19 protein-coding genes and 1 tRNA gene are annotated in these 20,735 nt (G+C 69.8%); 18 read left to right on the top strand and 2 right to left on the bottom strand.

The features are described from left to right. Positions 1-254 precede the first annotated feature (254 nt). From GSE44_RS17530 to cysE, 11 genes are all read left to right on the top strand, one after another. Entirely contained in the window at positions 255-728 is a 474-nt protein-coding gene (locus tag GSE44_RS17530) for an Rrf2 family transcriptional regulator (protein WP_159350128.1), read from the top strand. Continuing rightward, positions 725-1,810 carry a cysteine desulfurase family protein gene (locus tag GSE44_RS17525; protein WP_159350127.1) on the top strand — a complete coding sequence of 362 codons (1,086 nt, stop codon included), beginning with the start codon at positions 725-727 and terminating at the stop codon, positions 1,808-1,810. The genes GSE44_RS17530 and GSE44_RS17525 overlap by 4 nt, the downstream gene beginning before the upstream one ends. Positions 1,811-1,878: 68 nt before the next feature. Further along, positions 1,879-3,066 carry a cysteine desulfurase family protein gene (locus GSE44_RS17520; RefSeq protein WP_159350126.1) on the top strand — a complete coding sequence of 396 codons (1,188 nt, stop codon included), beginning with the start codon at positions 1,879-1,881 and terminating at the stop codon, positions 3,064-3,066. Between the two features lie 8 nt (positions 3,067-3,074). Beyond that, on the top strand, positions 3,075-3,401 hold the full coding sequence (locus GSE44_RS17515; protein ID WP_159350125.1) for a ferredoxin family 2Fe-2S iron-sulfur cluster binding protein: 327 nt from the start codon (positions 3,075-3,077) through the stop codon (positions 3,399-3,401). Continuing rightward, positions 3,401-4,111 carry a thiaminase II gene (tenA, locus tag GSE44_RS17510; protein ID WP_159350124.1) on the top strand — a complete coding sequence of 237 codons (711 nt, stop codon included), beginning with the start codon at positions 3,401-3,403 and terminating at the stop codon, positions 4,109-4,111. The genes GSE44_RS17515 and tenA overlap by 1 nt, the downstream gene beginning before the upstream one ends. Further along, positions 4,108-5,208, top strand: coding sequence for a tRNA 2-thiouridine(34) synthase MnmA (gene mnmA, locus GSE44_RS17505; protein ID WP_159350123.1), 1,101 nt, complete (start codon positions 4,108-4,110; stop codon positions 5,206-5,208). The genes tenA and mnmA overlap by 4 nt, the downstream gene beginning before the upstream one ends. Before the next feature lie 29 nt (positions 5,209-5,237). Then, positions 5,238-5,314, top strand: a tRNA-Met gene (locus GSE44_RS17500). 284 nt (positions 5,315-5,598) lie between these two features. Continuing rightward, positions 5,599-6,852, top strand: a complete 1,254-nt coding sequence (locus tag GSE44_RS17495; protein WP_159350122.1) for a D-amino acid dehydrogenase — start codon at positions 5,599-5,601, stop codon at positions 6,850-6,852. A gap of 145 nt (positions 6,853-6,997) precedes the next feature. Beyond that, a complete protein-coding gene (locus GSE44_RS17490; RefSeq protein WP_159350121.1) occupies positions 6,998-7,639 on the top strand; it encodes a peroxiredoxin in 642 nt (213 codons plus the stop codon). A 4-nt stretch (positions 7,640-7,643) separates the two neighbouring features. After that, positions 7,644-8,633 (top strand): cysteine synthase A, encoded by a 990-nt coding sequence (locus tag GSE44_RS17485; protein WP_235924910.1) that lies wholly within the window; start codon positions 7,644-7,646, stop codon positions 8,631-8,633. A 23-nt stretch (positions 8,634-8,656) separates the two neighbouring features. Next, positions 8,657-9,292, top strand: coding sequence for a serine O-acetyltransferase (gene cysE, locus GSE44_RS17480; RefSeq protein ID WP_159350119.1), 636 nt, complete (start codon positions 8,657-8,659; stop codon positions 9,290-9,292). Positions 9,293-9,337: 45 nt separating this feature from the next. On the opposite strand, the gene GSE44_RS17475 is transcribed toward cysE, so the two are convergent. Both GSE44_RS17475 and GSE44_RS17470 read right to left on the bottom strand, forming a co-directional pair. Next, positions 9,338-10,213 carry an alpha/beta hydrolase gene (locus GSE44_RS17475; protein WP_159350118.1) on the bottom strand — a complete coding sequence of 292 codons (876 nt, stop codon included), beginning with the start codon at positions 10,211-10,213 and terminating at the stop codon, positions 9,338-9,340. A 141-nt stretch (positions 10,214-10,354) separates the two neighbouring features. Next, complete coding sequence (locus GSE44_RS17470; protein WP_159350117.1) at positions 10,355-12,502, bottom strand: malate synthase G; 2,148 nt, start codon at positions 12,500-12,502, stop codon at positions 10,355-10,357. Between the two features lie 144 nt (positions 12,503-12,646). Here GSE44_RS17470 and GSE44_RS17465 point away from each other — a divergent pair, with 144 nt between their 5' ends. The 7 genes from GSE44_RS17465 (at position 12,647) to GSE44_RS17435 (ending at position 20,693) form a co-directional block, all read left to right on the top strand. Further along, positions 12,647-14,278, top strand: coding sequence for a gamma-glutamyltransferase (locus GSE44_RS17465; RefSeq protein ID WP_159350116.1), 1,632 nt, complete (start codon positions 12,647-12,649; stop codon positions 14,276-14,278). 67 nt (positions 14,279-14,345) lie between these two features. Next, a complete protein-coding gene (locus GSE44_RS17460; RefSeq protein ID WP_159350115.1) occupies positions 14,346-15,326 on the top strand; it encodes a Bug family tripartite tricarboxylate transporter substrate binding protein in 981 nt (326 codons plus the stop codon). Between the two features lie 129 nt (positions 15,327-15,455). Further along, positions 15,456-16,856 (top strand): amidase, encoded by a 1,401-nt coding sequence (locus GSE44_RS17455; RefSeq protein ID WP_159350114.1) that lies wholly within the window; start codon positions 15,456-15,458, stop codon positions 16,854-16,856. 82 nt (positions 16,857-16,938) lie between these two features. Next, positions 16,939-18,126, top strand: coding sequence for a M20 family metallopeptidase (locus GSE44_RS17450; protein WP_159350113.1), 1,188 nt, complete (start codon positions 16,939-16,941; stop codon positions 18,124-18,126). A gap of 16 nt (positions 18,127-18,142) precedes the next feature. After that, complete coding sequence (locus GSE44_RS17445; protein WP_159350112.1) at positions 18,143-18,427, top strand: hypothetical protein; 285 nt, start codon at positions 18,143-18,145, stop codon at positions 18,425-18,427. 38 nt (positions 18,428-18,465) lie between these two features. Next, the gene (locus GSE44_RS17440) at positions 18,466-19,662 is read left to right on the top strand and encodes a diaminopropionate ammonia-lyase (protein WP_159350111.1); all 1,197 of its coding nucleotides are present in this window, start codon (positions 18,466-18,468) and stop codon (positions 19,660-19,662) included. Positions 19,663-19,694: 32 nt separating this feature from the next. Continuing rightward, on the top strand, positions 19,695-20,693 hold the full coding sequence (locus GSE44_RS17435) for a Bug family tripartite tricarboxylate transporter substrate binding protein (RefSeq protein ID WP_159350110.1): 999 nt from the start codon (positions 19,695-19,697) through the stop codon (positions 20,691-20,693). Positions 20,694-20,735 lie beyond the last annotated feature (42 nt).

Raw genomic sequence — 20,735 nt, 5'->3', positions numbered from 1 at the left:
AAGCGGCCGGGAAACATCGGGTGTCGGGAGTTGCCGTACGAGGCGAATGCCTCGCACTGGCCACGGGGTTCCGAACCGAGCTCCGGGGATGCCATCTGCCCCGTGCGGCCTTACGGTGCGCGGGACGAGCCCAATATAGGGAGCGCAATGCGAGATTCATAACCAAATCATGGCACGGGCTCACCTTTCAGTGCGCATGGCTGCCCGCCATGCCACACCGGCATCCCCCCGCCCTATGCGGCGGAGGGGCTGAGATGCGGCTTTCCACCCGCGGCCGCTATGCCGTCATGGCACTGACAGAGATCGCCCGGCGCGATGCGGGCGGTCAGAACGGGGTGCCCGTGACGCTCGCCGAGATCGCGGCGGCGCAGCTGCTCTCGGCCGCCTATCTGGAACAGATCTTCGGTCGGCTGCGCCGGGCGGGGCTGGTTGACTCGGTCAGGGGCCCAGGTGGCGGCTACCGCCTGGCCAAGCCTCCCGCCTCCATTTCGGTGGCCGAGGTGGTGGATGCCGTCGACGACACGATTACCGGCGGTGATGCCCTTTCGGACGCCCCGCCGGACCAGCGCGACCTCTGGCGCGAGCTGGGCGAGCAGGTGCGCCTCTTCCTCGCCGCCATCACCCTGGCGGATGTGGTCCAGGGGCGGACTTTGGGCCGGGCGGTGCCGGTGCCCGGCGCCCTTTCCGACTTCGAGGATGACGAGCCCCGCCGGCGGGAGGCGGGATGAGCCTCTATCTCGATGCCAATGCGACCGAGCCCCTGCGGCCGGAAGCGCGCGCCGTCGCCCTGGCGGCAATGGAGCTGGTGGGGAACCCTTCCTCGGTCCATGCCGACGGGCGCGCGGCGCGGCGCGTGCTGGAGGAGGCGCGAAGCCGGGTCGCCGCCCGATTCGGGGGCTCGGCCCGGGATGTCGTCTTCACCTCGGGCGGAACGGAGGCAAATGCGCTGGCCATCATCTCCCTGCGGCAGGGCCGGCGGGTGCTGGTTGGGGCGACCGAGCATCCGGCGGTTCTGCGCGCAGCCGAGGGGGCTGGGATGCTTCCTGTCCTGCCCGATGGCACGCTTGACCTGGCGGCGCTGGAGGCCGCGCTGGCGAGTGGCGGACCGGCCCTGGTCTGCCTGATGGTGGCGAATAATGAGACGGGGGTGATCCACCCGGTCGCCGAGGCCGCGGCGATCTGCCGCCGCCATGGCGCGGCGCTCCATCTGGACGCGGTGCAGGCAGCAGGGCGCATGCCACTGGATTTCGCCTCCTCCGGCGCGGAGAGCATGGCGTTGTCGGGCCACAAACTCGGCGGCCCCAAGGGTGCAGGGGCACTGCTGCTGCGTCCGGGGCTCGATCTCGCGCCCCTGATTGCCGGTGGTGGCCAGGAACGCGGGCGCCGTGGCGGGACGGAGGCGCTGCCCGCCATCGCCGGGCTGGGCGCCGCTGCCGAGGCGGCCGATCCGGCGGCGGCGGCGCGGCTCACCCTGCTGCGGGACGCCATTGAAGCCGGGCTGGGTCTTCCGGTGGCCGGATCGGGGGCGCCGCGCCTGCCGAACACCAGCTGCGTCATTCTGCCCGGCGCCCCGGCCGAAACCCAGGTGATCGCGCTGGACCTTGCAGGCATGCGGGTCTCGGCGGGCTCGGCCTGCTCCTCCGGGAAGGTGGCACGCAGCCCTGGGCTGGCCGCCATGGGACTCGGCGATGCGGCGGGCGAGGCAATCCGGATTTCACTTCCCTGGAACGCGCCGGCAGATGCGGCGGCGCGTTTCGTCGAGGCCCATGCGGCGATGCGCGAGCGGCTGGCGTTGCGCCGCGCGGGCTGAGCGGCGCGCGGACCGGACCTGCGCATCCGGCCCTCGTCCCGGCGCCCCGGATCGCCCATCTTGACCTCATGAGGGATGCCGCGAACCACCCTGCCTATCTCGATAACCAGGCCACCACGCCGGTCGACCCGCGCGTGCTCGCCGTCATGAGGCCATGGTGGGAAGCGAATTTCGCTAACCCTGCCAGCATCGAGCACGCCATGGGCCGCGAGGCGGAAGCAGCCGTGGAGCAGGCCCGGGCCCATGTCGCGGCGCTGATCGGGGCCGAGGCGCGAGAGGTGGTCTTCACCTCCGGCGCCACCGAGGCGAACAACCTCGCCATCAAGGGCGCCGCGCGCTTTGCCGCAGCCCAGGGCACGGAACGCCGCCGGATCGTCACGGTCGAAACCGAGCATAAATGCGTGCTGGAAAGCACCCGCGACCTGGCGGCCGAGGGCTTCGAGCCGGTGGTGCTAACGGTCCGCCCGGGCGGCCTGCTGGACCCGGAGGCGCTGCGCGAGGCGCTGGCCGTGCCCACGCTTCTCGTCAGCGTCATGGCCGTGAACAATGAGATCGGCGTGGTGCAGGACATCGCCGCGCTGGCCACGATGGCGCGTGAGACCGGGGCGCTGTTCCACACCGACGCTGCCCAGGCGGCCGGGCGCATCCCGCTGGACGTGAATGCCCTCAGGCTCGATCTTCTCTCGCTCTCGGCCCACAAAATCTATGGGCCCAAGGGGATCGGTGCCCTTTATGTCCGTCGCCGGCCGCGGGTGCGGCTGTCACCGCTGCTGTCGGGCGGCGGGCAGGAGAGGGGGCTGCGCTCCGGCACCCTGCCGACGCCCCTGATCGTCGGCTTCGGCGAGGCGGCGCGGATCGCGCGGCTGGAGGCAGCGCTGGACGAAGGCCGCATTGCCAGCCAGCGCGAGCGCTTCCTGGCGGCGCTGGAGGCCGGCATCCCGGGGCTCCGGGTCAATGGCGACCGGACCCGCCGTGTCGCGGGCAACCTCAATCTCACCCTGCCCGGCGGGGTGGATGCGCAGGCGGTGATGAAGGCCGCACCGGGGGTTTGTGTCTCCACCGGCAGCGCCTGTTCTTCCGCCAGCGTCGAGCCCTCCTATGTCCTCCGGGCGCTGGGCCTGCCCGAGGCGGAAGCACGCGCGACCTTGCGGATTGGCATCGGCCGCTTTACCTCGCCCGCCGAGGTGGATCGGGCCGCGGCTGAACTGGCCCGTGCCTGGCAGGGCCTGCGCCGGCAGGCGGCGGCGGCGGAGTAGGAGAGACCATGCCGAAGATGACCTTCGTCGAGCGGGACGGCACGCGCCGCGAGGTGGAGGCGCCGCTCGGCCTTTCCGTGCTGGAGATCGCGCATAAGCACGGGGTGGACATCGAGGGTGCCTGCGAGGGAAGCCTCGCCTGCTCGACCTGCCATGTGATCGTGGACGGGGACTGGTTCAGCAGGCTGGAGAGCCCGACCGAGGACGAGGAGGACATGCTCGACCTCGCCTTCGACCTGCAGGAGACCAGCCGGCTGGGCTGCCAGCTCATCATGACTGACAAGCTGGACGGGCTGGTGGTGAAGCTTCCCTCCGGCAGCCGCAACGCCGGCTGATGGCATTCTTGTCCTCAGGCCCCTATGGGCGCGAGGGCGGACTGTTCCGCGCGCTGCGTTCGGCGGCGGTGCGGGAGTGGGATGCCTATTGCTGGCACCCTTTCGTGCAGGGCCTGGCTGATGGTTCCCTGCCGCTTCAGGCGTTCCGGCACTATCTCGTGCAGGATTACCTGTTCCTGGTCCAATTCGCCCGCGCTCAGGCGCTGGCCGTGGTGAAGGCCGAGAGCCTGGAGGCCATGCGCGCAAAGGGCGCCGTGGTGCAGGCCATCCTGGCCGAGACGAAGCTGCACCTCGTCTATTGTGCCGAATGGGGACTGGACGAGGCGGCCGTGCTGGCTGAGCCCGAGGCGCCGGAGACGGTCTGCTACACCCGCTGGGTCATGGACCAGGGCTATCGCGGCGACATCCTTGATCTGGAAGTCGCCCTGGCGCCCTGCACCATCGGCTATGGCGAGGTCGCCGCGCGGATCGAGGCGCATCCCGCCCGTCGGCGTGACGGCAATCCCTATGAGAATTGGATCGTCCAATATGCCAGCGCCGAATATCAGGCCGTGGCGCGCGGGGCGGCGGAGCGGCTGGACCGATTGGGCGAAACGCATGGCGGCGCAGCCCGGCTTGCCCCGCTGACGCGGCTTTTTGCCGAAGCATCGCGGCTGGAAGCTGAGTTCTGGCAGATGGGCCTGAATGCCGCGCGGAACGAAGCCCCATGAGAATCCTGGTCGCCATGTCCGGCGGCGTGGACAGCAGCGTCGTGGCCGGCCTCCTGGCCGAGCAGGGCCATGACGTCATCGGCGCCACGCTCCAGCTCTATGACCACGGCGCCGCCGTGCAGAAGAAGGGCGCCTGCTGCGCCGGCCAGGACATCCATGACGCGCGCGACGTGGCCGACCGGCTGGGCATCCCGCATTACGTACTCGATCGCGAGAGCCGCTTCCGCGACGCCGTGATCGGCGATTTCGCCGACAGCTACGCGCGCGGCGAGACCCCCATCCCCTGCGTCCGCTGCAATCAGACGGTGAAGTTCCAGGACTTGGTGGCCCTAGCGAAGGACCTCGGTTGCGAGGCCCTGGCCACCGGCCATTACGCCCGCCGCGTCGAGGGGCCGGATGGCCCGGAACTGCGCCGCGCCGCCGATCCGGCGCGCGACCAGTCCTATTTCCTGTTTGCCACCACGCGCGAGCAGCTGGCCTTCGCCCGCTTCCCGCTTGGCGACATGCCGGACAAGGCGGCTGTGCGGCGCGAGGCCGTGCGGCTCGGGCTGGCGGTCGCCGAGAAGCCGGACAGCCAGGACATCTGCTTCGTCCCGAGCGGCCGCTACCACGATCTCGTCGCGAAGCTGCGGCCTGAGGCGGCCGAGTCGGGGGAGATCGTGGACCGCGAGGGTCATGTGCTCGGCCGGCACCAGGGCATGGCGCGCTACACGGTCGGGCAGGCGAGGGGCCTCGGCCTGCCGGGCGAGGCCGGGCTGCGCGTGGCCGCGCTTGACCCGGCGCGCCGGCGGGTCGTGGTGGCTCCGGCCGCCTCGATCCCAGTGACGAGCGTGCCGGTGGGCGAGGTCAACTGGCTCTCCGAGCCGCCCGCCGTGGCCTTCCGCGCGGAGGCGAAGTTCCGTGCCCGCGAGGTTCCGCAGCCGGTGACGGCGGTCTGGGACGCCGAGGCCCGTCGCCTGATCGTGACGCCGGATCAGCCTGTGATTTCGGCACCAGGGCAGGGCTGCGTGTTGTATGATGGCGACCGGGTGCTGGGCGGTGGTTTCATCCGGCCCGGGCGCGTTGCGCCGGTTGACGCCAGCGCGCCGGCAGCCTAATTCGCGCCTCCCGGCAGGTGGCGATCTGCGGCGGGGTAGCTCAGCTGGTTAGAGCACGGCACTCATAATGCCGGGGTCACCGGTTCAAGTCCGGTTCCCGCTACCAGAATTTCCGCCACCTGCCGGTTCCCCTAAACCTCGGTTGCTCATCGCCTGCGCTTGCGCCTGCGGGGAGAGCAGCTTTGCCATGCCAGACGTGCGGGTGGCGAGCGGATCGAAGCGCCGCTGCCTGGACGAGGGCCAGCAAGGGCGGTCGGCCCATCGAATCACGGGATCGTCCAGCATCGATGTCCGCGGCGCCGGTCAGGGGTCGGACAGCCGGTCCCGGCGTTGGCCTTCAGCCGGGAATCACGCAAGGTCCCGCGGAGCATTCGTCCCCAGGAGTTCTGTATGAAGGTCCTCGTCCTCGGCAGCGGCGTGATCGGCGTGACCACCGCCTGGTACCTCGCCCGCGCAGGACATGAGGTGGTGGTGATCGATCGGCAGGACGGCGCCGGGAAGGAGACGAGCTTCGCAAATGCGGGGCAGCTCTCCTATGGCTATTCCTCGCCCTGGGCCGGGCCGGGCGTGCCGGCGAAGGCGGTGAAATGGCTGCTGATGCACCACCGCCCCTTCGTCTTCTGGCCTCGCCCGGATTGGGAGATGATCTCCTGGCTCTCCAGCATGGCGGCGAATTGCACGGAGCGCGCCTACCGCCGCAACAAGGGGCGGATGGTGCGCGTGGCCGAATACAGCCGCATTGCCCTGGCGGAGCTGCGCGCCGAGACGGGAATCGAGTTCGACCACCGCGCGCGCGGCACCGTGCAGCTCTTCCGCACACAGAAGCAGCTCGACCATGTCGGGGACGACACCGCTGTGCTGGACCAGTACGGCGTTCCCTGGGAGTTGCTGGATCCCGCGGGCTGCATTGCGGCCGAGCCGGCACTGGCGCGGGTGAAGGATCGCTTCGTCGGCGGGCTGCGCCTGCCGCAGGACGAGACGGGGGACGCGTTTCTCTTTACCCAGCGGCTGGCGGAGCTGGCGCGCCAGGCCGGGGTGAAACTCCATCTCGCCGTCAGCATCGCCGGCATCCGCGCCGAAGGCGGCCGCGTGGCCGCCGTGGAAACGGATCACGGAGACTTCACCGCGGACGCCTATGTGGCCGCGCTGGGCAGCCACACCCCGGCCATGCTGCGGCCCCTCGGGCTGCGCCTGCCGGTCTATCCCATCAAGGGCTATTCCCTGACGCTGCCGGTTACGGAAGACGCCGCCGCCCCCGTCTCCACCGTGATGGACGAGACCTACAAGATCGCCATCACCCGGTTGGGCGACCGCATCCGCGTTGGCGGCACGGCGGAGATCGCTGGCTTCAGCACCAGCCTGCGCACGCCGCGGCGAGAGACCCTGGAGCATTCGGTTCGAGACCTGTTCCCGGAAGGCGGAGACATCAGCGCCGCCCGTTTCTGGACCGGCCTGCGGCCGATGACGCCCGACGGAACGCCGATCATCGGGAAGACACCGCTGCCGAACCTGTTCACCAACACCGGCCACGGCACGCTCGGCTGGACCATGGCCTGTGGGTCGGGCCGCGTTCTTGCGGATATCATCTCTGGACGACGGCCAGAGATCGACACCGTCGATCTCGGCCTCGCCCGTTACGGCTGACGCTTCCTCGCGCCCGGCCCTTGGAACCCGGGAGGCGACTGCCGACATGCCGCCCGGGTATTTCAAACCGCGGAAGCCGTGGGTGGAATACGTTCCGGTGCAGTGATAGCGTCGTGGAATAGTTTAAACTACGGAGGATTGTCGCATGGCGCTTCAACTCGGGCAGATCGCCCCCGATTTCGAGGCCGAGACCACCGAAGGTCGCATCCGCTTCCATGAATGGCTCGGCAATTCCTGGGGCGTGATCTTCAGCCATCCGAAGGACTACACCCCCGTCTGCACGACGGAGCTCGGCTACACCGCCAAGTTGAAGCCGGAATTTGACCGCCGTGGAGTGAAGGTGATCGGCCTTTCGGTCGATACGCTGGACCGTCACGAGGGCTGGAACGCCGACATCGCCGAAACCCAGGGTTCGGCGGTGAACTTCCCGATGATCTCGGATGCGGACAAGAAGGTCTCCACCCTTTACGGGATGATCCATCCGGAGGCCGACGCCGCCGTGACGGTGCGGACGGTCTTCGTGATCGACCCGAACAAGAAGATCCGCCTGATGATGGTCTATCCGCCCAGCACCGGCCGCAACTTCGACGAGGTGTTGCGGGTGATCGACAGCCTGCAAGCCACGGACGAGCACAAGGTGGCAACGCCGGTGAACTGGCGCCCCGGCGACAGGGCAATCGTGCTCGCCAGCCTCTCTGACGAGGATGCGAAGAAGCAGTTCCCGCAGGGCTTCACCACCGAGAAGCCCTATCTCCGTTACGTCGACATCAACCAGAACAAGGCCTGAGAGCGTGGTCGCAACCGACTTCTGGGACGCGGTGGGCAACACGCCGCTTATCCGGCTCCGCCGCGCCTCCGAGGAGACGGGCTGCGAGATTCTCGGCAAGGCCGAGTTCATGAACCCCGGCGGCAGCGTGAAGGATCGCGCCGCCGTGGGCATTCTGGGGGAGGCCGTGAAGCGCGGCCTCCTCACCCCGGGGCAGCCGGGCACGGTGGTGGAGGGCACGGCCGGCAACACCGGCATCGGCCTGGCGCTGGCTGCCAATGCGCGCGGTTGGAAATCCATCATCGTCGTGCCCGAGACGCAGAGCCGGGAGAAGATCGACTTCCTGCGGATGATCGGCGCCGATGTGCGGCTGGTGCCGCCGAAGCCGCTTGCCGACCCCGGCCACTACGTCAACACCTCCCGCCGCATCGCTGAGGAACTGGGCGCCGTCTGGGCGAACCAGTTCGACAACCAGGCGAATTACGCGGCGCACCAGGCCACGACGGGCCCCGAGATCTGGGAGCAGACCGGCGGGAAGGTCGATGCCTTCACCTGCTCCTGCGGCACCGGCGGCACCTTGGCCGGCGTCGGCCGGGCGCTGAAGGAGAAGCGGCCGGATGTGCGAATCGTGCTGGCGGACCCGCATGGCTCGGGCCTCTTCTCCTGGGTGAAGACCGGCACGGTCTCGGCCGAGGGAAACTCGATCACAGAGGGAATTGGGCAGGCCAGCAAGGTGCCGGGCAACCTCACCGGCGCGCCGATCGACGATGCAGTGCGCATTTCGGATCCCGAGGCGCTGCAGCAGTGCTTCTCGCTGCTGGCCGAGGAAGGGCTCAGTGTCGGTGGCTCCGCGGGGCTGAATGTCGCGGCGGCGATCCAGGTCGCGAAGGCCATGGGGCCGGGGCACACCATCGTAACCGTTCTCTGCGATGGCGGCGCGCGCTACCAGTCCAAGCTGTTCAATCCGGAATGGCTGCGCGAGCGCGGGCTGCCGGTGCCGCCCTGGCTTGCATGAGCTAGCCGCATGACGGGGCTGGCATGATCCGCGAGGCGCTGGAGATCGCGCGCAGCATTCGCATGCGCGATCCGGCACGGCCGACCGTCGCGGAATCCATCCTCTGCTATGCCGGACTGCATGCGGTGCTCTGGCACCGGCTGGCGCATCGCTTATGGCAGTCGGGCTTCCGCGGGCCCGCGCGCTGCGTCTCGCATTTCGCGCGGTTCCTGACAGGCGTGGAGATCCATCCCGGCGCCCGGATCGGCCGGCGGCTCTTCATCGATCACGGCATGGGCGTGGTGATCGGCGAGACCGCGGAAATCGGTGACGACGTGCTGATCTACCATGGCGTCACCCTGGGCGGGCTGACCACCAAGCCCGGCAAGCGCCACCCGACATTGGCGGATGGGGCGATCATCGGCGCCGGGGCGCAGGTGCTGGGCCCCATCCTCATCGGCCGGAACGCGCGGGTAGGTGCCAATGCCGTCTGCGTCGATCCGGTGCCGGATGGTGTCACGGTGGTTGGCATTCCCGCGCGCCCGCCCGGCAGGGCGCCGGAACAGCAGACCACCGGCTACGGCATCGCGCCCGGCGCACCGGATCCGGTGGCGGAGCAGATCGCCGCGTTGCGGGCCGAGATCGCGGCGCTGCGGCAGCACATTTCTCTGCGGGCATAGCCCGTCCTGCCCGGGAACAGGGCGGTGGTTACGGTGCGGCCCGTCTCAGGCGGTGCGGAGCGCTGAGGCGACCTCCTCGATCAGCCGCGCCGTCGCGTCGATCCGGGCGCCCATCTGCAGGAAGCCGTGGATCATGCCGGGGTAGCGCGTGTGGGTGACGTGAACCCCCGCCTCCCGCAGCCGCGCGGCATAGGCTTCGGCCTCGTCGCGCAAAGGATCGTGCTCGCAGGTGATGATATGGGCCGGGGGAAGATGCGCTAGATCCACCGCCAGGATGGGTGACAGCCGCGGATTCGCACGGCTGGAGGCGTCGGGGGCGAAGGTCTCTCTCTCGAGCGCGAGGGAGTTGCGGCCGGTGGCGCGACCTTCCTCCGTACGGCGGGATGGGTAATCAGCGTCCGCCCGGAAATCGGCATGCGGATAGAGCAGGATCTGGCACCGCAGTCCCGCCCCGGTTTCGCGCGCCGCGGTGGTCGCGAAGGTGCCGCCGATTCCATCCCCGCCGATGGCCATGCACCAGGTGTCCAGTCCTGGGATCCGCCCGGCCGCCACATGGCGGAGCGCAGCGATGCAATCCTCCAGCGGCGCGGGGAAGGGATGCTCCGGCGCAAGCCGGTAGTCCACGTAGACGATGGCCCAGCCAGAGCGATTGGCGATAGCGCGCAGTGGCGAGTCATAGGTCTCGATCGAGCCCGCCATGCCGCCGCCGCCATGGAAGTAGATGAAAACGGGAAGCAGCCCCTCCACCGCGGGACGGTAGACACGCAGCGGCACCGGGCCGGTGACATTCGAGACCACCGTGACTGGCTCGGGCGGCATGGCGAAGCGGGAGAGGGAATCGATCGTCGCGCGATGCTGCCGCGTCCAGGCGAGCAGGTCGTCCGGAGGCGCTCCAGCCTCACCAGCGATCTCGTCGAGCACCTGTCTCGCCTGCCGATCCATGCCGCGCCTCCGATTGATGCGAGAAGGAAATACGCCAGGACGACCGGGCCACCAAGAATTGCGCCGGTGGTGCCCGGAACGAGTAGAGGCGGAACCTCGCGGTCCCGCCCCAGCCGCAGATCAGCCTGCTTTCGCTTCGCGCCGCCGCGCGTGCAGGACGAACTCCGTATAGCCGTTAGGCTGAACCGCACCCTCGAAGACAAGGTCGCAGGCCGCCCGGAAGGCTACGCCCGCGTAATCCTGCGCCATCGGGGTGTAGGCCGGATCACCGGCATTCTGCTGGTCCACCACCTTCGCCATCCGGCGCATCGTCGCCTCCACCTGGGCGCGGTCCACGATGCCGTGGCGCAGCCAGTTGGCAATGTGCTGGGCGGAAATGCGGAGTGTCGCGCGGTCCTCCATCAGCCCGACATCATGGATGTCCGGCACCTTCGAGCAGCCGACGCCCTGGTCGATCCAGCGGACCACATAGCCGAGGATGCCCTGGGCGTTGTTATCCAGCTCCGACTGGATGTCCTCCGGCGACCAGTTGGTGTTCTCGGCCAGCGGGATCGTCAGCAGGTCCGACAGCTTCGCGCGCGGCCCGCCGGCTGCCAGCTCCGCCTGCCGCGCCGCCACATCCACCTCATGGTAATGCAGCGCGTGCAGCGTGGCGGCGGTGGGGGAGGGAACCCAGGCGGTGCTGGCGCCGGCCTTCGGATGCCCGGCCTTCTGCTCGAGCATCGCCGCCATCGCATCCGGCGCGGCCCACATGCCCTTGCCGATCTGCGCATGGCCGCGAAGCCCACAGGCCAGGCCGACATCGACGTTGTTGTCCTCATAGGCCGCGATCCAGGCGGCCTTGCGCATGTCGTTCTTGCGGACGACGGCGCCGGCTTCCATCGAGGTGTGGATCTCGTCGCCGGTGCGGTCGAGGAAGCCGGTATTGATGAAGAAGACGCGCTCCTTCGCCATCATGATGCACCGGGCGAGGTTGACGGTGGTGCGCCGCTCCTCGTCCATGATGCCCATCTTCAACGTGTTGCGCGGAAGACCGAGCGCGTCCTCCACCTCCCCGAACAAGGCAACGGCCCAGGCCACTTCGGCGGGTCCATGCATCTTTGGCTTCACGATGTAGACGCTGCCCGCGCGGCTGTTCAGCTTCTTTCCGCGCAGGTCGTGCAGCGCGATCAGCGAGGTGACATAGGCGTCGAGGATCGTCTCCGCCGTCTCGGTGCCGTCCAGCGTCACCGCATCGGTCATCATGTGGTGGCCGACATTGCGCACCAGCATGAGGGAACGGCCAGGCAGCATGATCTCGCTGCCGCCGGGGGCCTTGAAGCGGCGATCCGGGTTCAGCCGGCGCTCCAGCGTCTGGCCGCCCTTCTCGAAGCTGGCGGAGAGATCGCCACGCATGAGGCCGAGCCAGTTGCGATAGACGCCAACCTTGTCCTCCGCATCCACGGCGGCCACGGAATCCTCGGCGTCCATGATGGTGGAGAGCGCGGATTCCAGCATGAGGTCCGCGACGCCCGCCGCATCGGTCTTGCCGATCGGGTGGCCGCGATCGATCACGATCTCCAGATGCAACCCGTTCTTCGCCAGCAGGATGCCGGTGGGCTCGTCCTCGCTGCCGCTGAAGCCGCGGAACTGGGCAGGATCCCGCAGGCCGGTGCTGGCACCGCTGTTCTGCAGCACGCTCAGCTTGCCGCCTTCGATCCGGTAGGCGGTGGCGTAGGCATGGCTGCCGGTCGCCAGCGGCGCGGCCGCGTCCAACACGGCGCGGGCGCGGGCGATGACGGCGGCGCCGCGCGCCGGGTCGTAGCCACGCGCCTTCGGCCCCTGCTGCGGGATGGCATCGGTGCCATAGAGCGCGTCATAGAGGCTGCCCCAGCGGGCATTGGCGGCATTCAGCGCATAGCGGGCATTGTTGACGGGGACGACGAGTTGCGGCCCGGCCAGGCGGGTGATCTCGTCATCCACATTGGCGGTGGTGACCTGGAAGGGCGGCGGGGCGTCCAGCAGGTAGCCGATCCCGCGCAGGAAGGCCTCATAGGCCTCGCGGTCCACCGGGCGAGCCGGGTTGGCGCGGTGCCATGCGTCGATGCGGGCCTGCAGGGAGTCGCGCTCCGCCAGCAGGTCGGCGTTCTGCGGGCCGAGGCTGCGCAGGGTCTTTTCCATGGCGGACCAGAAGGTGGCGGCCTCCACCCCTGTGCCGGGGAGGGCCTCCTCCTCGATGAAGCGGCGCAGGATCGGTGCGACCTCCATGCCCTGCGTGGTTCCCGCCATGCCGCATCCTCCTGCTGGTCTGCCCGCCAGAATAGCCGCCTAGGCGCGCCGGGCAAACGGCAGCTCATTCGGCACGCCAAACCGCCTTGCCGGGGCGGCGATACGGCGCGACCCTCCGGCCATCGTCCTTGAAGCAGGTAACCGATGCCCGATCTCCACACCCCCCGGATCACCGCCCCCGAACTGTCCGGCTATGTCCCGCCGGCCCATACGAGCCAGCATTGGGTGCTCCGCAAGCCCGCGGCCTCGGGCAAGGGTGGAATCGTCGCCTCGCAGTCACGCGCGGCGGCCGAGGCCGGGGTGGCGGTGTTGGAGGCAGGCGGCAATGCCGCCGATGCCGCCGTCGCGGCCGCCTTCGCCCTGGCGGCGGTGGAGCCCTGGAACAGCGGCCTTGGCGGCATCGGCTTTGCCCTGGTCCATCGGCCGGGCTCCGCGCCGCAGGTGGTAGATTTCGGGCCGGTCGCCTCCCGCAACGTCGATCCCTCGGCCTATCCGCTGACGGGCAAGTGGAAGCAGGACCTCTTCGCCTGGCCCGAAGTGGTCGGCGACGTGAACATCCACGGGCCGCTCTCCTTCGTCATCCCCTCCACGGTGTCGGGCTACGACCTGTTGCGGGAGCGGTTCGGCACGGGGATGGGGCTGGACGCGTTGCTCGGACCGGCCATCGCGCTGGCGCGGCGCGGCCTGCCGCAGGACTGGTACACGCTGCTGAAGATTTCGGCCTCTGCCCGCGTGCTGCGGCTCTATGAGGAGAGCGCGCGCATCTACCTGCCCGACGGGCTGCCGCCCAACCCTCCCTATCAAGGGGCGCCGGGCTTCTTCCGCCTTGGCAAGCTGACCGAGACGCTGGAGCGGCTGCGCGACCATGGGCTGCGCGACTTCTACGAGGGCGGGCTGGCGGCGGATCTCGCGGCCGACATCAAGGCGCTCGGCGGGTTCGTCAGCGCGGAGGACCTCGCGGGCTGCCAGGCCGCGGTGCGCGAGTCCACGCCTATTTCCTGGCGAGGCACCCACACCATCCACACCGCAGGCGGCCTGACCGCTGCGCCCACCATGGCGCGGGTGATCGCGCAGATGGACCAGGTCGCCGTCGAGGGCGGGCTCGAGTCCACCTGGTATCGCGGCTTCGCCAAGGCGATGCGGCAGGGCTATGCGGAGCGGCTGGCCGGGCTCGGCGCCGCCACGGCAAAGGAGAGCGGCGAGACCTGCACAACGCATCTGACCGTCTGCGACAAGGACGGGATGATGGTCTCAGTCACCACCACGCTGCTCTCCTCCATGGGCAGCCGCGTGGTGCTGCCGAAGACGGGCGTGCTGATGAACAACGGCATGATGTGGTTCGACCCGCAGCCGGGCAGCGCCAATGCCATCCGCCCAGGCGCCCGGCCGCTCTGCAACATGAGCCCGGTGACGGTGACGCGCGCGGGGGACGACACCAGCCCCATCCTGGCCGGCGGTGCCTCCGGCGGGCGGCGCATCCTGGCCAGCGTTTGCCAGATGCTGGCCTTCCAGCTCGATTTCGGCATGGGGCCGGAGGAGGCGGCGCATGTGCCGCGCATCGACGTCTCCGGCCCGGATGGGGTGACCGCGGACCGGCGCCTGCCGGCGGAGACGATCGAGGGGCTGGCGGCCGACGGCGCGCTGGAAGTGGTGGAGCATGCCGTTCTGCCGGTGAATTTCGCCTGCCCGAACTTCATTGCCCAGGACGGGCAGGGGGCGACGGGGATCACGGATGTGCTCTCGCCTTGGTCGGCGGCGCTGGCCGCGGAGGCCTAGCGGCACGCCTTTTGCGACGCCTGCGGAATGACGGGGCCGTCGGCCCCTCCTTTCGCAGGGGTCGCACATGCTTCATCGACGTTCCCTCATCGCCGCCGGCCTGGCAGGTCTTGCCCTGCCGGCGGTGGCGCGCGCGCAGTCCGGCTGGAAGCCGCGTCAGCCGATCCGCCTGATCGCCACCTTCCCGCCCGGGGGGCTGGCCGATGTGGTGGCGCGGCTGGTTGCACCCGTCATCGCCCAGAACCTCGGCGGAACCATTGTGGTCGAGAACCGCCCGGGCGCCGGTGGCACCATCGGTGCGGATGCCGCGGCGAGGGCGGCGCCGGACGGGCATACGCTGGTCATCAGCCATGCCTCACCCAACGGCATCGCTCCCGGCATCTACCCGGCCCTGCCCTATGACCCCGTGCGGGACTTCACCCATATCGCCATGCTCTGCGATACGGCGAATGTGCTGATGGTGAAAAGGGGCTCGGCGACACCGGACCTCGCGGCCTTTCTCGACAAGGCGCGTGGCCCCGGTGCCCGCTACGGCTCATCCGGCATCGGCTCCATCACTCATCTGATGGGCGAGGTGCTGACCCGCGAAGCCCGAGCGCCGAAGCTGGACCATGTGCCCTATCGCGGCAGCGCGCCCGCCATGCAGGACCTCTTCGCGAACCATATCGAGAGCGTCTTTGATCCACTGACGACGAATGTGGCGATGATCAAGGATGGCACCGTCGTCGCCCTGGCCGTCTCGGCCGCGCAGCGCGTGCCGGCGGTGCCGGATGTGCCCACTTTCGCCGAACAGGGCCTGCCGGCCCTGACCGCCACCACCTGGATCGGCATCTCGGGCCCCAGGGGCTTGCCTGCCCCGGTGGCGGATGTGGTGCGGGAGGCGACGCTGGCTGCCATTGCCCAGCCGGAAATCCTGGCGAAGCTGGCCGATCTCGCCTCCTACACGCCGCCAAAGCCGCTGGTGGGGGCGGCCTACACGGCCATGATCGCCAAGTTCGCCTCGGACTGGACTGCTGTGGCGAAGGGGGCAGGAATCACCGCCTCCTGACCGGAGGCCGCCCGATGCCAGACGCGCCGGCGACCCGTCCTCGGCGCGCTCTCGCAACGACGCACCCGCGGGCTTCCTCGGGGCGGGCGGCGGGTCCATCCTGGCGGCACATTTCCCGTCAGGACACGCATGACCGCCACCGACCCCGCGCTCATGAATGCGGAAACGCTTCTTGCCCTTTATTCCCGTCGCGCGCTGAGCCCCGTGGAGGCGTTGAAGGCCGTGACGGAGCGCGTGGCGCGGCACAATCCCTCGATCAACGCCTTCGCCGTGATGAACCCCCATGCGCTGCGCCAGGCCGGGGAGAGTGAGGCTCGCTGGGCGGCCGGGCGCCCCCTTGGCCCGCTGGACGGGGTGCCCTGCACGGTGAAGGACCTGCTGAACATGGCGGGATTTCCCACGCGCCGCGGCAGCCGCACCACCGATCCGCGGCCGCAATCCGAGGATGCCCCGGCGGTCCTGGGGCTGAAATCGGCGGGCGCTGTCATCATCGGCAAGACGACCACCACCGAATTCGGCTGGAAGACCCCTGGCGACTGCCCGCTCCACGGCATCACCCGCAATCCCTGGGACTTCAAGCGCACGCCGGGCGGGTCCTCTTCCGGCGCGGGGGCGGCGGCGGCCTCGGCCTTCGGGGCGCTGCATATCGGTACGGATGCGGGCGGGTCGATCCGCATCCCGGCAGCCTATTGCGGTATCGTCGGTTTCAAGCCGAGCTACGGGCGGGTGCCCCAGTGGCCGCATGGCGCCTTCTCCGCCGTCGCCTGCGCCGGGCCGATGACGCGCACGGTGCGGGATGCCGCACTGATGCTGAACGCCATTGGCCGCGCCGATGCGCGGGATCCGCTTTGCATGCCCGATGATCCGCGCGAATGGCGGGTGGGGATTGAGGACGGGGTGCGCGGCATGCGGATCGCCCTCGTCCGCCGCTGGGGCTACGAGCCGCCCTTGGATGCCGATGGCGAGGCCGCGCTGCAGCGCGCCGCCGACACGCTGCGGGCCGAGGGCGCGCTGGTGGAGGAGGCTGATCCGGAACTGCCCGACACCCGCCAGATCTTCGGCCGCGTCTGGGGCGTCGCCCTGGCGAAGCTTGTTGCCTCCACGCCCGAGGAGAAGCGGGGCGATCTGGATGGCGGGCTGGAGGAGGTGGCCCGGCGGGAGGGTGGCGTGAGCGCCATCGACTTCCTGGCCGCCGACGGCATGCGGGTGGAAGCGGCGCATCGCATGAGCGTCTTCCACCTGCGCTACGACCTGGTGCTGACTGCCGCAACCCCCACCGCCGCCTTTGCCGCCGACCAGCCCACGCTGAAGCCCACCGAGGCGCTCTGGCGGGACTGGGCGCCCTGGACCTTCGCGCAGAACCTCACCCGCCAGCCGGCCATCGCGCTTCCGGCCGGGCTGGACCAGGAGGGCATGCCGCGCGCGGTCCAGGTCGTGGCGGCCCAGGGCCGCGACGACCTCTGCCTGCGGGGCGCAAGGGCGCTGGAGCGAGCCCTGGCCATGCCGGAGCCGAATCCTATGGCCGCCTGATACGGGAGGGGCGGGGGGTTGCGCCCCCGCCGCGCCCGGTCCATCCGGGACCGTCCGAAGAACGCCCGCGATGGAGGCCCCGATGAGCACCACCACCGAACAGCCCGTGCTGGACTGGCTCGCCGGCCGCCAGGGCGAGATGCTGGCCTTGCTGGAAGCCATGGTGAACATCGATGGCGGCTCCTACGACAAGGCCGGGGTGGATGCGGTCGGCCAGCAGGTGCGCCGCTTCCTCGAGGCCCATGGCATCGCTGTGGAGACCCTGCCGCAGTCCCGTTTCGGCGATTGCATCCGCGCCAGCCTGCCGGATGGCGAGGATGGCGGCGGCGAGGGCAATGCGCGCCGCAACATCGTGCTGATGGGCCATCGCGACACCGTCTTCCCCAAGGGCGAGCCCGAGCGCCGACCCTTCCGCCTCGAGAATGGCCGCGCCTATGGCCCCGGCGTTGCCGACATGAAGGCCGGGCTGGTGATGAACATGTTCGTCATGGCCGCCTTCAAGGCCGCAGGCGGCGCGCCCGGCCCGCTGGTCGGTCTGTTCACCGCGGATGAGGAGATCGGCTCGCCGGAGGGCCGGCCGGTGATCGAGGCCGAGGCGCGCCGCGCCCGCGTGGTGTTCAACTCCGAGCCCGGCCGGCCCAGTGGCGGAGTGGTCACGGGCCGCAAGGGTGGCGTCTTCATGGTCGTGGACATTGAGGGGCGCGCCGCGCATTCCGGCGGCAATTTCGAGGAGGGGATCAGTGCCATCGGCGAGATGGCGCAGAAGATCACCGCCATCCACGCGCTGACCGACCTCAAGCGCGGCATCACGCTGAATGTGGGCCTGGTCAGCGGTGGGCAGAGCGTCAACACGGTGGCGCCGCAGGCCCAGATGCAGATCGACCTGCGCTATGTCGAGCCCGCCGACCGCGAGGAGGTGATGGGCAAGATCCACGAAATCATCGGCCGCTCCTTCGTGCCCGGCACACGCGCCAACCTGACTATCCGGGGCGAGTTCCTGCCCCTGACCCAGACCCCTGCCGCCGGCCGCGTCTTCCAGATGTATCGCGAGGCCGCGGCCGAGAGTGGGCTGTCCATCACTGGCGAGTTCTCCGGCGGCTGTGCCGACAGCGGCTTCACCGCCGCCATGGGGGCGCCCACGCTCTGCGCGGTCGGGCCGGTGGGCGGCAAGGCGCATAGCCCGGATGAATATCTGGAGGTGGCGAGCCTGGTGCCGCGCGCCCAGGCCCTCGCCCGGGCCATCCTGCGGCTCGACCGGGCCGGGCTGTGACCCTTCGGCTCCAGCCGTGAGGGCCAGCCTGCGGGCGCTGGCGGTGCCGCTCCTTCTCCTCGGCGCGGTGGGGGAGGGGCCTTCGCCCGCCTGCGCGGCGCGGGCGGAGCAGTCTCAGCCTGACCGGCCCCGCCGGAGTTGTGCCGGGGGGCGGGAGACGGTGGCCTTCGGCCGCCTGCTGGTGGATTATGGTATCGCCACCCTGCAATACGGCATCGGCATCGTGCTGATCTTCCTCGGCCTCATTGTCATGGCGCTGGGCTATCTGCTGATGCTGATCGACCTGCTCTTCTGCTGGTAGGATTGTCCGCGGGCGCCGCTCGTGGCCATTTGCCGCGCATGACCGGCCACCCGTTCCGCCTCCTCCCCAACCCCCGCCATGGCGTTCCCGGCGTCGTCGTGCTGCCCGAGGGTGGTTGGCGCCGCGCCCGTGCTGCCATCACCGCTTGGCCGGGCTACGCCCCCACGCCGCTGATTGCGCTCGGGGATGTCGCGTCCGCGCTGGGGCTGGCCACGGTGCACTACAAGGACGAGGCGCCGCGCTTCGGCCTCGGCTCCTTCAAGGCATTGGGCGGCGCGCATGCCGTCTCGCGCGTGATGGCGCAGGAACTGGCGCGGCGCGGCGTCGCCAAGGACGCCACGCCCGGCGAGTTGGAATCCGGCCGCTACGCTTCGGAGACGGCCAGCATCACCATCACCTGCGCGACCGATGGCAATCATGGCCGCAGCGTCGCCTGGGGCGCCCGGCGGTTCGGCGCGCGCTGCGTGATCTTCGTCCATCGGGGCGTGAGCCAGGGCCGCCGCGACGCCATTGCCGCCTTTGGCGCCGAGGTGCGGGAGGTGCCGGGCAATTACGACGATTCGGTCCGTGCTTCCGACGCTGCGGCCCGGGAGGGCGGCTGGCTGCTCGTCTCCGACACTTCCTGGCCCGGTTACACGGAGGTGCCGCGAGACGTCATGCAGGGCTACCGACTCATGGCCGAGGAGGCGCTGGATGCCCTGCCGGCGGCACCCACCCATGTCTTCGTTCAGGGCGGCGTCGGTGGTGTTGCGGCTGCCGTCTCGGTGGCGCTGCGGGCCCGCCACGGCCGCGGGCCACGCCTGATCGTCGCCGAGCCAGAGCGCGCCGCCTGCCTGCTGGCCAGCGCCGAGGCCGGTGCGCCCACTGCGGTGCCCGGCGAGCTGGACACGATCATGGCGGGCTTGGCCTGCGGCGAGCCGAGCCTGCTGGCATGGCAGGAGCTGGAGCGGGCCGCCTTCGCCTTCATGGCCATTCCGGATTCCGCCGCGATAGCCGCAATGCGGCTCCTGGCCGGGCGCGAGTTGCCCATCGAGGCCGGGGAGAGCGGCGTGGCGGGTTTGGCTGCCTTGGCCCTCGCTGCGCAGGACCCTGCCGCACAGGCTGTGCTGGGCCTGGGGGAGGGCAGCCGAATCCTGATCTTCGGGACGGAAGGCGCCACGGATCGTGGTCTCTATGAGCGCCTCGTGACCGCGCCGGACGTTGACACGAGCCCCATCGCGCCCCTTTTGGGGTGACGATTTATCCACCCTCCGGGAAAGACGTTCCGATGATCCTGCGCCGCCACCTCATCGTGGGGGCCGCCGGCCTCGCCGCCGCGCCGCTTGCTGCCCCCGCCCTCGTCGCCTCCGCCCGCGCCCAGGGCAGCTGGCCCAATGCTCCCGTCCGCTTCGTGGTTCCCTTTGCCGCCGGCGGCCCGACCGACGTTCCGGCCCGGCTGATCGCGGATGAGCTGTCGAAGATGCTGCCCCAGCGCGTGATCGTGGAGAACCGCACCGGCGCCGGCGTGGTCGTCGGCTCAGACGTGGTCGCGAAGGCGCAGAAGGATGGCCAGACGCTGCTCTACACCACCATTGCGCATGCCGCGTTGCGTTCGATCTTCCCGAGCCTGCCCTTCGATCCGCTGGCCGATTTCAGCCCGGTCGCGCTCACCGGCGTCATCCCGATGCTGATGATGGTGAACAAGGATCTTCCGGTGAACTCGCTCCCGGAGCTGATCGAGCTCTTCAAGAAGAACCCGGGCAAGTACGACTACGCCTCCACAGGCAACGGCGCCGCGCTGCATCTGGCGAGCGAACTGTTCCTGAAGCAGGCCGGCGGCCTCAAGGTGAACCACGTTCCCTATCGCGGCTCGGCCGCCGCTATGCCGGACCTGCTGAACGGCTCGGTGGTGATGATGCTGGACGTCGCCAACTCGGCGCTGCCCTTCGTGACGCGCGGCGAAGTGAAGGGCTTGGCCATCTCCGGCATGAACCGCCTGCCCCAGGTGCCGCACATCCCCACCTTCAACGAGGCGGGCGTGCCGGGCTACGAGGCCTATACCTGGCACATGGTGATGGCCCCCGCCGGCACGCCGGAACCGATTGTGAAGACGGTGAACGAAGCGATCAACAAGGTGATGGCCATGGCGAGCGTGCAGGAGCGCCTCTCCGCTCTCACCATGGAAACCCGCTCCAACACCACGCCGGCAACCGCGAAGAAGTGGCTCGACGATGAGATCGCCAAGTGGGAGCCGATCATCAAGGAAGCCGGCATCAAGGCGAACTGATCCCGGCATTTCGCGGGTTCGGGGGGGCGCCAGCCTCCCGCC

The organism is Muricoccus harenae (assembly GCF_009848505.1).
GTDB lineage: Bacteria > Pseudomonadota > Alphaproteobacteria > Acetobacterales > Acetobacteraceae > Roseomonas > Roseomonas harenae.
Note: the sequence above shows the minus strand (reverse complement) of the source record. Positions and strands in the feature narration are given on the sequence as shown.

Coding starts and splice junctions, on each gene's coding strand:
- GSE44_RS17530 (WP_159350128.1), top strand. CDS start 255: ATGCGGCTTTCCACCCGCGGCCGCTATGCCGTCATGGCACTGACAGAG.
- GSE44_RS17525 (WP_159350127.1), top strand. CDS start 725: ATGAGCCTCTATCTCGATGCCAATGCGACCGAGCCCCTGCGGCCGGAA.
- GSE44_RS17520 (WP_159350126.1), top strand. CDS start 1,879: ATGAGGGATGCCGCGAACCACCCTGCCTATCTCGATAACCAGGCCACC.
- GSE44_RS17515 (WP_159350125.1), top strand. CDS start 3,075: ATGCCGAAGATGACCTTCGTCGAGCGGGACGGCACGCGCCGCGAGGTG.
- tenA (WP_159350124.1), top strand. CDS start 3,401: ATGGCATTCTTGTCCTCAGGCCCCTATGGGCGCGAGGGCGGACTGTTC.
- mnmA (WP_159350123.1), top strand. CDS start 4,108: ATGAGAATCCTGGTCGCCATGTCCGGCGGCGTGGACAGCAGCGTCGTG.
- GSE44_RS17495 (WP_159350122.1), top strand. CDS start 5,599: ATGAAGGTCCTCGTCCTCGGCAGCGGCGTGATCGGCGTGACCACCGCC.
- GSE44_RS17490 (WP_159350121.1), top strand. CDS start 6,998: ATGGCGCTTCAACTCGGGCAGATCGCCCCCGATTTCGAGGCCGAGACC.
- cysE (WP_159350119.1), top strand. CDS start 8,657: ATGATCCGCGAGGCGCTGGAGATCGCGCGCAGCATTCGCATGCGCGAT.
- GSE44_RS17470 (WP_159350117.1), bottom strand. CDS start 12,502: ATGGCGGGAACCACGCAGGGCATGGAGGTCGCACCGATCCTGCGCCGC.
- GSE44_RS17465 (WP_159350116.1), top strand. CDS start 12,647: ATGCCCGATCTCCACACCCCCCGGATCACCGCCCCCGAACTGTCCGGC.
- GSE44_RS17460 (WP_159350115.1), top strand. CDS start 14,346: ATGCTTCATCGACGTTCCCTCATCGCCGCCGGCCTGGCAGGTCTTGCC.
- GSE44_RS17455 (WP_159350114.1), top strand. CDS start 15,456: ATGACCGCCACCGACCCCGCGCTCATGAATGCGGAAACGCTTCTTGCC.
- GSE44_RS17450 (WP_159350113.1), top strand. CDS start 16,939: ATGAGCACCACCACCGAACAGCCCGTGCTGGACTGGCTCGCCGGCCGC.
- GSE44_RS17440 (WP_159350111.1), top strand. CDS start 18,466: ATGACCGGCCACCCGTTCCGCCTCCTCCCCAACCCCCGCCATGGCGTT.
- GSE44_RS17435 (WP_159350110.1), top strand. CDS start 19,695: ATGATCCTGCGCCGCCACCTCATCGTGGGGGCCGCCGGCCTCGCCGCC.